Genomic DNA, 13,674 nt, shown 5'->3' with positions numbered 1-13,674 from the left:
AGCTCCTTTTTTTATACTCTATATTGAAAAACTTCGACTTAAACGTTCAACATTTTCCAAAGTTTATCTTTCAATTCTGTAATGCCTTGTTGTGCAACTGCTGAAATGAAAATATAATCAATTCCTAATTTCTCATCAAGTTCCATACGTAATTCCGCTTGTAATTCTGCATCTAACATATCACATTTAGAAATAGCAACTAGACGATCTTTATCTAACATTTCTGGATTGTATCGACGTAATTCATCTAACAAAATTTCATATTGCTTCGTAATATCTTCAGCATCTGCAGGAATTAAAAACAGTAAGGTCGAGTTACGCTCTATATGTCTTAAGAAATAATATCCTAATCCTTTTCCTTCTGCAGCACCTTCAATAATACCCGGAATATCGGCCATTACAAAAGTTTGAAAATCGCGATATTCAACAATACCTAAATTGGGTTTTAAAGTCGTAAACTCGTAATCTGCAATTTTTGGTTTTGCAGATGTGATTACAGACAATAGCGTTGATTTCCCAGCATTAGGGAATCCAACTAAACCAACATCGGCAAGTAATTTTAACTCTAGAGTAACATACTTTTCCTCTAAAGGCATACCTGGTTGTGCGTAACGTGGTGTTTGGTTTGTAGAACTTTTAAAGTGCCAGTTTCCACGACCACCCATTCCACCTTGACAAACAATACGTTCTTCTCCATTTTCGGTAATTTCGAAAAGGATTTCATCTGTTTCAGTGTCACGTACAACGGTTCCTAATGGAACATCTAAATACACATCTTCTCCATCGCCACCTGTACTACGACCACTACTTCCATGTTCACCATGTCCAGCACGTAAATGACGCTTAAATTTTAAATGAAAAAGGGTCCATAAATTATCATTACCTTTAAAAATAATGTGACCTCCTCGTCCACCATCTCCCCCATCGGGACCTCCTTTTGTGATATACTTTTCACGATGTAAATGCGTAGACCCTTTACCTCCGTTTCCAGATGTTAAATGGATTTTAACGTAATCTACAAAATTTCCTTCAGTCATAATTATTTGGACTTTTCAATTAAAGTCTTTAAAATGTTATAAAAATGCAATTGAAATATTTCAATTACAGTGTATCGATTACTTTGCTTAAACGAACTGTAATATCCTCGATAGAACCTACACCGTCTACTCCAAAATATTTATCTTGTTCTGAATAGTAATCTTTTAAAATCGCTGTTTTAGAATAATATTCTTTTATACGATTTGCAATTATAGACTCGTCGGCATCGTCTGAACGCCCACTTGTCTTACCACGTTCTAATAAACGCTCTATTAATATTTGGTCTTCTACTTCTAATGCAATCATAGCATTAATTTCAGAATCTTTACTCTTCATTAATTCTTCTAAAGCTGCTGCTTGTGCATTTGTTCTTGGGAAACCATCGAAAATAAATCCGTTAGCACCTGCATTTTTTTCAACTTCAGCATTCAACATATCAATCGTTACTTTATCTGGAACCAATTCGCCTTTATCCATATAAGATTTGGCTAACATTCCTAAAGCGGTTTCATTCTTTATGTTGTAACGAAATACATCGCCCGTAGAAATATGTACTAAATTGTATTTTTCTTTTAAAAAATTTGCTTGTGTTCCTTTACCTGCACCTGGAGGTCCAAATAAGACTAAATTTGTCATATGTTGAGTTGTTTTTATTTGATATACTTCTGGTAAATTCCGACCTAATCCATCGTAATCTAAACCAAAACCAACTATAAATTTATCTGGAATTTCTATACCGACATAGTGCAGTTTAAAATCCTTTTTATAGGCTGTTGGTTTATAAAATAAGGTCGCAATAGTTAGCGATTTAACGTTTTCATTTTTAAAAATACGATGAATCTCTGCTAACGTTCGCCCTGAATCTATAATATCTTCCAGGATAACTACTGAACGCCCGCTTAAATCTTGAGTTAATCCTATTAAACGCTGAATGTCTTCTGTAGATTTTACACCTTCATAAGACGCTAATTTAATAAAAGTAACCTCGCAAGGATTTGGATATTTCTTAACAAACTCGCTTACAATCATAAACGAACCATTTAAAACTCCTACAAAAACAGGAACTTCATCTGCAAAATCTACTGCTACTTGTTCGGCCATCCTAGTTATAGCATCATCTATTTGTTTTGCTGAAATAAATGGCTTAAAATATTTGTCATGAAGTTTAATCATAAAATATCCTGATTTTTGTTAATTCTTGGCAAAGATAATCAAATGCCACCTATAATCTAATTTTAGAAAAAGGTTTCATGGCATTGATTCCTTAAATTTAGAATTAATTTCATATTAAAATGTATTTTTGTACTGTCTAAAACACGAGCAAAACAGTTATATAATGAATTACTTTTCTTCAAATTTTAAATTAGGAATACTAGGTGGTGGTCAATTAGGTAAAATGTTACTTACCGAAACCCGCAAATTCGACATCTATACGAGTGTCTTAGACCCAAGCGACGAAGCCCCTTGTAAAGTAGGAAGTAACGAATTTTACATTGGTGATTTAATGGATTATGATGCGGTTTACAACTTTGGTAAACAGGTAGATGTTTTAACTATTGAAATTGAAAATGTAAACGTAAATGCACTTGAAGATTTAGAAAAAATTGGAATTAAAGTATATCCTTCTTCTAAAACCTTGCGTACCATTCAGAATAAAGCTACTCAGAAATTATTTTACGTAGATCATAATTTACCAACTGCACCATTTTCTCGCTTTGCTTACACCGTTGAAATTGAAGATGCCATTTCTAACGGCGGATTAAATTTTCCGTTTGTTTGGAAAAGCGCACAATTTGGATATGATGGTACAGGCGTAAAAATTGTACGTGAGTTAAAAGATTTAGAGAATTTACCAAATGTAGAATGTATTACAGAAAAACTGATTCCGTTTAAAAACGAATTGGCAGTTATCGTCGCGCGAAATCCATCTGGCGAAATTAAAACCTACCCTGTGGTAGAAATGGAATTTCATCCGGAAGCCAACCAAGTAGAATATGTAATTTGTCCTGCCCGAATTAGTGCTGCTGTGGCTAAAAAAGCAACCGAAGTCGCATTACAAGCTGCACAAGCTTTTAATCACGTTGGGTTATTGGCTGTAGAAATGTTTCAGACAGCAGACGACGACATTATAATTAATGAAGTGGCTCCAAGACCACATAATTCTGGTCACCAAACAATAGAGGCGAGTTTCACCTCTCAATTCGAACAACACGTTAGAGCCGTTTTAGATTTACCTTTGGGAAATACAGCTAATAAATTAAACGGTATTATGGTAAATTTGGTTGGTGCAGAAGGTTACACAGGAGACGTTGTTTATAAAAACATCGAGACTATTATGGGTATGGACGGTGTAACACCACATATTTATGGTAAAAAACAAACACGTCCGTTTAGAAAAATGGGACATGTTACCATTGTAAATGAAGATATTGTTGAAGCACGTAAAATTGCTGAGTGTGTAAAAAACAGTATTCAAGTTATTACAGAATAAAACAAGCAATAGCAATAAAAGAAAACATATATATTATGAGTAAAGTTGGCGTTATTATGGGAAGTAAAAGTGATCTTCCTGTTATGCAAGATGCAATAGATATATTAAAAGAATTTAACATTGAAGTAGAAGTCGATATTGTTTCTGCTCACCGAACCCCAGAAAAATTGTTCGATTATGCCAAAAATGCACATACTCGTGGCATACAAGTTATTATTGCTGGAGCAGGTGGAGCAGCGCATCTACCAGGAATGGTAGCCTCTTTATCGCCTTTACCAATTATTGGAGTACCCGTAAAAAGTAGTAATTCTATAGATGGTTGGGATTCTGTATTATCTATATTACAAATGCCTGGAGGTGTACCTGTAGCGACAGTTGCACTTAATGGCGCAAAAAATGCTGGAATTCTAGCGGCACAAATTATAGGGAGTTCAAATCCAACAGTTTTAGATAAAATTGTACATTACAAAGAAGGTTTAAAACAAGTTGTTCTAGAAACTGCAAAACAATTATAAAAACAAAAAAGCCTTGATTTTCATCAAGGCTTTTTTTCGCTATTAATCAATAAATTTTTTCAGAGTAACCAGCTCCTTTATGAAAAAAATCCTTGCAAAGATATAATTATTTATTAATTATAACGCACGTTAACACATTTTTTAACATTTATTCGCGAAAAACAGCCCAAAAAATGAATATCCTATTAAAATCGTTCGAAACTAAATATAATACAGCACCTTTTTCTGAAATCAAAAATGAAGATTTCTTACCTGCAATTACAACTTTAATTGAAGAAACAAAAGCAGAAATAAATACGATTACTTCTAATACTGAAGCACCTACGTTTGCGAACACGATAGAAGCTCTAGAATTTACAGGAACACAATTAGATCGTGTAACAAGTATTTTCTTTAATTTAAATTCTGCCGAAACAAACGATGCTATTCAGAAAATAGCTCAAGAGGTTTCTCCATTATTATCGGAATTTGGAAATGATATTACGTTAAATGAAGCACTTTTTAAACGTGTAAAGACTGTTTACGACCAAAAAACGTCTTTAAATTTAAATCCTGAACAAATGATGCTGCTAGACAAACAGTATAAAAGTTTTTCTAGAAACGGAGCAAATTTAGCCGAAGACAAGAAAGAAACGCTTCGTAGCTTAGATAAAGATTTAAGTAAACTTAGCTTAAGTTTTGGAGAAAACGTATTGGCAGAAACCAATGCTTTCGAAATGCACATTACCAACGAAGACGATTTAAGCGGTTTACCAGAAGGTGCCAAAGAAGCTGCTAAACAATTAGCAGAGTCTAAAGATAAAGACGGCTGGCTAATTACTTTAGATTACCCAAGCTATATTCCGTTTATGACATATGCAGACAATCGCGAGTTACGTAAAAAATTAGCTATTGCATTTGGTCAAAGAGGATTTGGTAATAACGAATTCGACAATCAAGACATTGTTTTAAATATTGTTAAAAAGCGTTTTGAGCGTGCAAATTTATTGGGTTACAAAACACACGCAAACTTTGTTTTAGAAGAACGTATGGCTAAAACGCCAGAAAACGTTATCGAATTTTTAAACGAACTATTAGATAAAGCTAAACCAGCAGCAAAAGCAGAGTTTAAAAATTTAGAAGATTTTGCAAAAGAATTAGACGGTATAGATCAATTAGAGAAATGGGATTCTGGATACTATGCAGAAAAACTAAAACAAAAGTTATTCGATTTAGACGACGAAAAACTGAAGCCTTATTTTCAATTAGAAAACGTAACTCATGGTGCTTTTAAAATTGCAGAAAAGTTATATGGTTTACATTTTGAAGAAATAGATACTATAGACAAATATCACGAAGAGGTTGCAACCTACAAAGTTACTAACGATTCTGGCGACTTAGTATCCATTTTTTATGCCGATTTCTTTCCTAGAGCAGGTAAACGTAATGGAGCGTGGATGACGTCGTACAAATCGCAATCTAATATAAACAGCACAAACGACCGTCCGCATATTTCTATAGTGTGTAACTTTACAAAGCCTACAAAAAGTAAACCTTCATTATTAACCTTTAATGAAGTTACAACTTTATTTCACGAATTCGGACATGCGTTACACGGTATGTTAGCAAACACCACCTACCCTAGTCTATCTGGAACGAGTGTGTTTTGGGATTTTGTTGAATTACCAAGTCAAGTAATGGAAAACTGGTGTTACGAAAAAGAGGCATTAGAACTATTCGCCACGCACTATAAAACAGGAGAAGTCATCCCAATGGAATTGGTGTCTAAAATTAAAGAATCGGCGACATTCAACGAAGGCATGCAAACTTTACGTCAGATTAGTTTTGGATTATTAGACATGAGCTGGCACGGACAAGATCCTTCTGCAATAAACCGTGTAAAAGATTTCGAATCTGAAGCTTTCGAAAACACAAAGTTGTATCCAGATGTTGCAGAAAATTGTATGAGTACTGCTTTTTCTCATATTTTTCAAGGCGGTTATTCTTCTGGGTATTACAGTTATAAATGGGCCGAAGTTTTAGATGCCGATGCTTTCGAATATTTTAAAGAAGCTGGAATCTTTAACAAAGAGGTAGCAACCAAATTTAAAGACAACGTCTTAACTCAAGGAGGAACAATAGACCCAATGACATTGTATAAACGCTTCAGAGGTCAGGAACCTCAGCCAGAAGCTTTATTAAGACGTGCAGGGTTAATTAAATAATTTTAAAAGTTCATAGCTCTTTTGAGCTATGAACTTATCTAAAAATGTTAAAGCCTTCTAAAAACTCACTCTCATTCTAAAATAGATTCCCTATTTTTGATGAGTTAAACCGACAAATCACTTTATGCCAGAACACAAAATTGATGCAACAAGATGGATAGACTCATACTCCGACTATCTATACAACTACACTATCTCTAGAGTAAGTGACGCTGAAATTGCTAAAGATTTGGTTCAAGACACGTTTTTCGCAGGTTTAAAATCGATGAAAAACTTTAAAGGTGAAGCCAGTGAGCGTACATGGTTAATTTCTATTTTAAAACGAAAAATTATTGACCATTACCGGAAAATAAATTCAAAAAAAGGTAAAGCTGAAGTCCGTATGTCTTACACCACAGAGAGTGAAGACGAAGGCGATTGGTTAGAAGAACGCGTTGCAGACGATTCATACAAAAACGCAGAAGACGTCTTAGAAAACATAGAACTCAGCGAAGCGATTTATAATTGTTTAGATAAATTACCGACTAAACAAGCCCAGGTTTTCAAGATGAAAACAATAGAAAATTACGACACAGATATTATTTGTAATGAATTAAATATTACTCCGTCTAATTTATGGGTTATAATACATAGAGCGCGAACATCTCTTTCAAGCTGTCTAGAAAAAAACTGGTATTAATTATGAGTAAATTATTTTTGTCTTGCGACGAAGCTTCTCACGTATGTGACAAGTTTCAATACAACGAGTCTACATTTTTGGAGCGTTTGAAGTTTAAAATGCATATTATTTTTTGTTCATTATGCAAAAAACATATGGTTAGTAACATGAAGCTTACAGAGTCTATTAAGAAATCTGACATTAAATGTTTAGATGCTAAATCGAAATCTGAAATGAAAAAATGTTTCGAAGAAGAATTAAAGAAGCAAAATACTACAGAGTAAGAAACAATTCTAATCCCAACCATACAATTGGGATACCTTCCACCCAAAACGAGGTATACACATCGCTCCTGGAGTGTTTAGAAAAGTATATCGCTAGAATTAACATTACTGCAACAATTAACTGAATTACAATAAACCTCCCATCTAATTCAGTTCTAAAATATTCCAAAAAGAAGAATACCAAAGCAAGTAAACCACCTAATTTTTTAGTGTTATTTACGCCTATTTTCTGAGGAATTGTACCCAATTTTAAACTATCGTATTTTAAATCACGAAGTTCAAAAGGCAACATTAAAGCGATTATAAAAATAAAACGCTGAAAGCACGTTAAAAATACGTCTGTATTGAATTGATAGTGCTGATTTAACAAAGGCAATAACACGGTTACTCCTGCCCACACTAAGCCAATTAAATATACTTTTAGTCCGCTAACGCTTCTTAAGTTATGATGTTTATCTACAAAAAAACGTTTCGGCAGAAATGGTATCGCATACATAAAAGTTACTATTCCAAAACCACAGAGATACAAAATGGTATTAAACTCTAATTTTAGAACGAAATAGCACATGAATAAAAAACAGAATACTGAAAAAAGCTGAATGGCACGTAACCAACTTGCCAATGCTCTACGGTGAAATTTTGCTAAACCAAAATACTTTACAAAGTTATAGCCCGTAATTGAAGCAAAAAAGATGAAATACATCACGCTCTCATCAAAAGCTAAGTCAAATTTCAATAAGGTTATCCATGCCAAAGAAAACACCGATAACGCTACATGTATACTAGCATTTAAATAAAATTTAAAAAGCTTTTCTAGAATCTCCATTACACAAAAATATATAAACTAGAATTAACACCAAGCTTTAACAAAATTCTTAGAACAAACTTATAGACAAAACGCCCAAATTCCTTACTTTTGCGCGCAAAAACAATTACAATTGTATGAATACAAATGCTTTCTCATTGCGTCATATTGGTCCTAGAGAGGCGGACCAAAGCCAAATGTTAAAAACTATTGGTGTAGATAGTTTAGATCAACTTATATACGAAACACTACCTGATGGTATCCGTTTAAAGCAACCGCTTAATTTAGATGCACCAATGACGGAGTATGAGTATTTAACTCACATTCATGAATTGTCTAAGAAAAATAAAATTTTCAAATCATATATTGGTTTAGGATATCACCCAACAATTCTTCCTGCAGTTATTCAACGTAACGTTTTAGAAAACCCAGGTTGGTATACAGCTTATACGCCGTACCAAGCTGAAATTGCACAAGGACGATTAGAAGCCTTATTGAATTTCCAAACCATGATTACCGACTTAACCGGAATGGAAATTGCAAATGCTTCGCTTTTAGATGAAAGTACCGCAGCTGCAGAAGCTATGAGTTTACTATTTGCTGTAAGAACTCGTGAGCAAAAGAAAAATGGAGTTAATAAATTCTTTGTTTCAGATGCTATTTTACCTCAAAGTTTAGCCTTATTACAAAGTCGATCAAACCCTATTGGGATTGAATTAGTTATTGGAGATGAAACCACTTTCGATTTTTCTTCAGAATTCTTTGGAGCAATTCTTCAGTATCCAGGAAAAGATGGTTTAGTAAGCGATATTAAAACATTTATTGAAAAAGCAAATGCAGCAGATATTAAAGTTGCCGTTGCAGCAGATATATTAAGTTTAGTAAAACTAGAAGCTCCAGGTAAATTTGGCGCTCATGTTGTAGTAGGTACTACGCAACGTTTCGGAATCCCGATGGGTTACGGCGGACCTCATGCTGCATATTTTGCAACTAAAGAAGCTTACAAACGTGATCTTCCAGGACGTATTATTGGGGTAACCAAAGACATGAATGGAAACCGTGCTTTACGTATGGCGCTACAAACGCGTGAGCAACACATTAAGCGAGACAAAGCCACTTCTAACATATGTACTGCTCAAGTTTTATTAGCAGTTATGGCTGGAATGTACGCAGTGTATCATGGTCCTAAAGGCTTACAGTTTATTGCTAATTCTATACACGATAAAGCATCAGCTTTGTCAGAAGCTTTAAAAGCTATCGGATTTAAACAAAAGAATGACACCTTCTTCGATACTTTAAATATTGAAGCAGATGCCGAAAAAATTAAACCTCTAGCTGAAGCTAAAGAAATCAACTTTTTCTATCCACATGTAGACGCTGTTACTATTTCTATAAATGAAACAACGTCGCTTTCAGATATAAATGATATCATTTCAGTTTTTGCTGAAGCCGAGAAAACGGAACCTATTGTATTAGATGCTATTTCTGAATCGAATAACATAAATGAAAACTTACAACGTACAACCGAATTTTTAACATCAGATGTATTTAACACGCACCATTCAGAAACTGAATTAATGCGTTATATAAAAATGTTAGAGCGTAAAGATTTATCGTTAAATCATTCTATGATTTCTTTAGGGTCTTGTACCATGAAATTAAATGCAGCTTCAGAAATGTTGCCGTTAAGTTATGCCAATTGGGGAACCATTCACCCATTTGTTCCTATCGAACAAGCTCAAGGTTATCAAACGGTTTTAAAAGCCTTAGAAGACCAATTAACAGAAATTACTGGTTTTGCAGCAACATCTTTACAACCAAACTCTGGTGCGCAGGGCGAATATGCTGGATTAATGGTAATTAAAGCATATCATGAATCTAGAGGAGACCACCATAGAAACATTTGTTTAATTCCATCTTCTGCTCACGGTACAAATCCTGCAAGTGCAGTAATGGCTGGAATGAAAGTCGTTGTTACAAAATCGACTGTAGAAGGGAATATTGATGTAGACGATTTACGCGAAAAAGCCGAATTACATAAAGATAATTTATCATGTTTAATGGTAACATACCCATCTACTCACGGTGTATATGAATCTGCTATTAAAGAAATTACTCAAATTATTCATGATAACGGCGGACAAGTTTATATGGACGGTGCAAACATGAATGCACAAGTTGGTTTAACAAATCCAGGAAACATTGGTGCAGATGTTTGTCACTTAAACTTACATAAAACATTCGCTATTCCTCATGGAGGTGGTGGACCAGGTGTAGGGCCAATTTGTGTTGCAAAACAATTGGTACGGTTCTTACCAGGAAACCCAATTATTAAAACAGGAGGAGAACAAGCTATTAGTGCTATTTCAGCAGCGCCTTTCGGGTCGTCTTTAGTCTGTTTAATCTCTTACGGATATATTAAAATGTTAGGAGCTCAAGGTTTAGTAGATTCTACTAAGGCTGCTATTTTAAATGCTAATTACATTAAGAGCCGTTTACAAGGAAGCTTTGAAACTTTATATTCTGGTGAATGCGGACGTGCAGCACACGAAATGATAGTTGACTGCAGACCATTTAAAGCTAACGGAATTGAAGTTACAGATATTGCTAAACGTTTAATTGATTACGGGTTCCACGCGCCTACAGTTTCTTTCCCTGTTGCAGGAACGTTAATGATTGAACCTACAGAAAGTGAAAGTAAACATGAAATGGACCGTTTTTGCGATGCTTTAATTTCAATTAAAAAGGAAATAGACACAGCTACAAAAGACGAACCTAATAATGTACTTAAAAATGCACCACATACTTTAGACATGTTAACTGCTAATTCATGGGATTTACCATACACTAGAGAAGAAGCAGCCTACCCAATAGATTATGTAAAAACAAATAAATTCTGGCCAACTGTACGTCGTGTAGATGACGCTTTTGGAGACCGAAATTTAATTTGTACGTGTGCCCCAATTGAAGATTACATGTAGTAAATCTCGGTTTGGACATCGTAAATAACAACTAAATAAGCATTGCCTTTATAGTAATTGTAAGTATCTTCATAAAGATAAAATACGCTATAAAGGCAATTTTTTTTTGATGAATATAAAAATCACAGGAACAGGAAGTTACATACCTTCTATTGTTCAAGAAAACGACAAATTTCTCAATCATTCGTTCCTCAATAATGATGGAACTCCCTTTGAAAATGACAATACTGTCATAATTGATAAATTTAAATCCATTACAGGGATATCTGAACGTCGTTATGTTAAAGAAGAGTTCACATCTTCAGACATCGGATTTCTTGCTGCGGAGAAAGCTATAGCCAATGCTAACATCGATCCAGAAACTATAGATTACATTGTTTTTGCTCATAATTTTGGAGACATGCCTTACGGAAGTAATCAAAGTGATATGTTACCTGGTCTAGCTGTACGCGTGAAACACAAGCTAAAAATTAAAAATCCTAAATGCGTTGCTTACGATTTACTTTTCGGATGTCCCGGTTGGATTGAAGGTGTAATACAAGCACAAGCATTTATAAAAGCTGGCATTGCTAAACGTTGTTTGGTTATCGGTTCTGAAACCTTGTCTAGAGTTGTAGATAAGCACGACAGAGATGCCATGATTTTCTCAGACGGTGCAGGCGCTTGTATCCTTGAAGAAACAAGTGAACCTGGTGGAATTTTATCTCACGTTACAGAAAGTTACACGCTCGATAACGCTTTTCATTTATCGTATGGAAAATCGTTTAATACCGATTTAGATGAAACGACCAAGTATATAAAAATGGATGGTCGAAAAATATATGAATTTGCATTAACCCATGTACCAGCAGCTATGAAAGCATGTTTAGATGCTAGTGGTTACGATATTATAGATGTAAAGAAAGTGTTTATTCATCAAGCCAATGAAAAGATGGATGACGCCATTTTAAAGCGATTCTATCGTTTATTTAAAATGAAAACACCCGAGAATATTATGCCTATGACTATCGGGAATTTAGGTAATAGTTCTGTAGCTACCGTACCTACACTTTTCGATATTGTTAGACACAATAAATTAGAAAATCATAGTCTTAACACAGGCGATGTTATTATATTTGCAAGCGTTGGTGCAGGAATGCACATTAATGCTATAGTATACAAATATTAAAAGTACCGCTTATGCGGAAATAGAATAGTATGTACGAAAGTCATTTTCCGCATAAGCGATATAAAAACACTATTGAATTCTTAGAACAACACGTCACAAAAGCGTCTAATATTTTAGACTTAGGTGTTGTAAATCCGTTTACTAAAGTCATGGAAGACCATGGATTTAAAGTAACGAATACTACAGGTGAAGATTTAGATCTTGACACTTCAGCTTTAACACAATCTAATGCCGATGTGGTCACCGCTTTCGAAATTTTCGAACACCTCTTATCACCTTTTACGGTTTTAAAAGCTATTAAAGCCGATAAGTTAGTTGCCAGTGTGCCTCTTAAATTATGGTTTGCAGAAGCGTATAGAAGTAAAACCGATATGCGAGATAGGCATTACCACGAATTTGAAGATTGGCAGTTCGATTGGTTACTAGAAAAAGCTGGCTGGGAAATAAAAGCACGTCATAAATGGACAAACCCAACGAATAAAATTGGTATCCGTCCTATTCTTAGGCGTTTTACGCCACGCTACTATATTGTTTATGCTGAACGGATTTCAAAATAAAATCTGCTTTTTATAAAAATAGCTATCGTAATCTTTGCGATATAAGATTTAAATATTGAATTTCATAGCATGAATTTTTACATTGTCATTCCCGCACATAATGAAGATGATTCTATTGGACGTACTTTAGAATCGTTAGCAAAACAAACCCTGTTGCCAAAACAATTGGTTATTGTGAATGACCACTCTACAGATAACACCCAAGCTATCGTAGAATCTTACATTGAAAAACATTCATGGATTTCTATTGTGAACGTACAATCGTCCGATAAACATTTACCAGGTTCTAAAATTATAAATGCCTTTTACAAAGGATTAGATACCCTAGATGAGAATTACGATATCATGTGTAAGTTCGATGCCGATTTAATCTTCCCTGAAAACTATTTAGAAACGATTTCTAATCATTTTAAAACCAAACCAACATTGGGTATGGTTGCTGGGTTTTGCTACATTAAAAAGGATGAAGATTGGATTTTAGAAGATTTAACCAACAAAGACCATATTCGCGGTGCACTTAAGGCTTACCGAAAACAGTGCTTTTTAGATATTGGAAAATTAAAACCTGCCATGGGTTGGGACACTATTGATGAATTATTAGCAAAGTTTAATCATTGGGAAATTCTTACCGATGAATCGTTGCACGTAAAACACCTAAAACCTACTGGCGCAAGTTATAATAAAGCTTCAAAATATATGCAAGGTGAAGCCATGTACAAAATGCGTTATGGCTTTTCTATCACAGCTATTTCTGCTTTGAAACTAGCCATGAAGAAAAAGAATCTCTCTCTTTTTAACGATTATATGTCTGGCTATTTTAAAGCTAAAAACGAAAATATAGAACCTTTAGTGACTCCAGAACAAGGCGAATTTATAAGAAAATTACGTTGGAAAGGAATGCTGAAGAAGTTTGGGTTTTAAATACAAAAATAATTAATCAATAACACTAAAATATAAAACTTGATATAGCTGA

General features: G+C 34.3%; 12 protein-coding genes. 9 read left to right on the top strand and 3 right to left on the bottom strand.

Features of this window, described 5'->3' with window-relative positions:
* Window positions 1-38 precede the first annotated feature (38 nt).
* Both obgE and BN863_RS18200 read right to left on the bottom strand, forming a co-directional pair.
* Window positions 39-1,037 (bottom strand): GTPase ObgE, encoded by a 999-nt coding sequence (gene obgE / locus BN863_RS02735; RefSeq protein ID WP_038527218.1) that lies wholly within the window; start codon window positions 1,035-1,037, stop codon window positions 39-41.
* Window positions 1,038-1,101: 64 nt separating this feature from the next.
* Entirely contained in the window at window positions 1,102-2,211 is a 1,110-nt protein-coding gene (locus BN863_RS18200; RefSeq protein WP_084817450.1) for an adenylate kinase, read from the bottom strand.
* 163 nt (window positions 2,212-2,374) lie between these two features.
* Here BN863_RS18200 and BN863_RS02725 point away from each other — a divergent pair, with 163 nt between their 5' ends.
* The 5 genes from BN863_RS02725 (at window position 2,375) to BN863_RS02705 (ending at window position 7,190) form a co-directional block, all read left to right on the top strand.
* Complete coding sequence (locus tag BN863_RS02725; protein WP_038527215.1) at window positions 2,375-3,529, top strand: 5-(carboxyamino)imidazole ribonucleotide synthase; 1,155 nt, start codon at window positions 2,375-2,377, stop codon at window positions 3,527-3,529.
* 35 nt (window positions 3,530-3,564) lie between these two features.
* The gene (purE, locus tag BN863_RS02720; protein ID WP_038533057.1) at window positions 3,565-4,044 is read left to right on the top strand and encodes a 5-(carboxyamino)imidazole ribonucleotide mutase; all 480 of its coding nucleotides are present in this window, start codon (window positions 3,565-3,567) and stop codon (window positions 4,042-4,044) included.
* 173 nt (window positions 4,045-4,217) lie between these two features.
* Window positions 4,218-6,248, top strand: coding sequence for a M3 family metallopeptidase (locus BN863_RS02715; protein ID WP_038527212.1), 2,031 nt, complete (start codon window positions 4,218-4,220; stop codon window positions 6,246-6,248).
* A gap of 124 nt (window positions 6,249-6,372) precedes the next feature.
* Window positions 6,373-6,927, top strand: coding sequence for a sigma-70 family RNA polymerase sigma factor (locus BN863_RS02710; RefSeq protein ID WP_038527210.1), 555 nt, complete (start codon window positions 6,373-6,375; stop codon window positions 6,925-6,927).
* A 2-nt stretch (window positions 6,928-6,929) separates the two neighbouring features.
* Entirely contained in the window at window positions 6,930-7,190 is a 261-nt protein-coding gene (locus BN863_RS02705; protein ID WP_038527207.1) for a hypothetical protein, read from the top strand.
* Here BN863_RS02705 and BN863_RS02700 read toward each other — a convergent pair.
* Entirely contained in the window at window positions 7,180-8,016 is an 837-nt protein-coding gene (locus BN863_RS02700; protein WP_038527204.1) for a UbiA prenyltransferase family protein, read from the bottom strand. The two genes, BN863_RS02705 and BN863_RS02700, sit on opposite strands and share 11 nt — an antisense overlap.
* 116 nt (window positions 8,017-8,132) lie before the next feature.
* On the opposite strand from BN863_RS02700, the gene gcvP reads away from it, so the two are divergent.
* The 4 genes from gcvP (at window position 8,133) to BN863_RS02680 (ending at window position 13,622) form a co-directional block, all read left to right on the top strand.
* Complete coding sequence (gene gcvP / locus BN863_RS02695) at window positions 8,133-10,976, top strand: aminomethyl-transferring glycine dehydrogenase (protein ID WP_038527201.1); 2,844 nt, start codon at window positions 8,133-8,135, stop codon at window positions 10,974-10,976.
* A 109-nt stretch (window positions 10,977-11,085) separates the two neighbouring features.
* Window positions 11,086-12,144: a 3-oxoacyl-ACP synthase III family protein gene (locus tag BN863_RS02690; protein WP_038527198.1), complete on the top strand. Its 1,059-nt coding sequence runs from the start codon at window positions 11,086-11,088 to the stop codon at window positions 12,142-12,144.
* Between the two features lie 29 nt (window positions 12,145-12,173).
* Complete coding sequence (locus BN863_RS02685; protein ID WP_038527195.1) at window positions 12,174-12,701, top strand: methyltransferase domain-containing protein; 528 nt, start codon at window positions 12,174-12,176, stop codon at window positions 12,699-12,701.
* A gap of 69 nt (window positions 12,702-12,770) precedes the next feature.
* Window positions 12,771-13,622, top strand: a complete 852-nt coding sequence (locus BN863_RS02680) for a glycosyltransferase family 2 protein (protein ID WP_038527193.1) — start codon at window positions 12,771-12,773, stop codon at window positions 13,620-13,622.
* Window positions 13,623-13,674: the final 52 nt, after the last annotated feature.

This window comes from Formosa agariphila KMM 3901, from assembly GCF_000723205.1.
Classification (GTDB): Bacteria; Bacteroidota; Bacteroidia; order Flavobacteriales; family Flavobacteriaceae; genus Formosa; species Formosa agariphila.
This window is presented reverse-complemented; position numbering and strand designations above follow the sequence as displayed.